Raw genomic sequence first — 909 nt, forward strand, 5'->3', positions numbered from 1 at the left:
TCCCTGAGGATAGCCCCAGCTTCGATTGCTCGCAAAGCTGTCGCTGCGCAAGAATGCGTCGGTCTATCAATTCGTTGCGCAAGAAGAGTGCAGGCTTGTGAACAGTGCGCTGTGCAATTTCCGAGCCGCTGGACATCGGGCTCGTTCTGGCCACAGATAGCGCCCAAGCGGCGGCGAAACGGCCGCCCTATGAACCAATGGGGATAGTCCATGCGTCACGTTGCGAAATTGATGGTTGCCTCCGCCTTTACGGCGTTGATGGCGACGACAGCCATGGCCCAGACGCCGAAGGATACGGTGGTCATGGCCAAGCAGATCGACGACATCATTACGCTCGATCCGGCCGAAGCCTTCGAATTCTCCGGTGTCGAAGTCGGCGCCAATGTCTATGACAAGCTGATCGGCGTCGATCTGGCCAAGAACAACGACCTCGTCGGCGAGCTTGCCGAGAAATGGACTGTGAGCGAGGACAATCTCACCTACACGTTCAAGCTCCGCCCGGGCGTCAAGTTCCATTCGGGCAACGCGCTGACGGCAGCCGACGTGGTCTATTCCTTCCAGCGCGCCGTCACGCTCAACAAGTCGCCGGGCTTCATCCTCACCCAATTCGGCCTCACCAAGGAGAATGTCCTCGAGAAGGTGAAGGCCACCGATGACAGCACCGTCGTCGTCACCGTTTCCAAGCCCTTCGCCCCGACCTTCTTCCTGAACTGCCTGACCTCTGGCGTGGCTTCGATCGTCGATTCCAAGCTGGTCAAGGCGAACGAGAAGGATGGCGATTTCGGCAATGCCTGGCTCAAGCTGAACTCGGCCGGTTCCGGTGCCTACAAGGTCCGCGCATATCGTCCCAACGAGCAGTATGCGCTCGATGCCAACGAGACCTGGTACAAGGGTGCGCCGAAGAACAAG

Annotated in this window: 1 protein-coding gene; it reads left to right on the forward strand. The window is 59.0% G+C overall.

The features are described 5' to 3' along the window. Positions 1–210: 210 nt before the first annotated feature. Positions 211–909 (forward strand): ABC transporter substrate-binding protein (locus tag AC1D34_RS37995; RefSeq protein WP_476827079.1); only part of this gene is annotated, 699 nt, incomplete at its 3' end.

Source organism: Allobosea sp. P1_A7, from assembly GCF_056406775.1.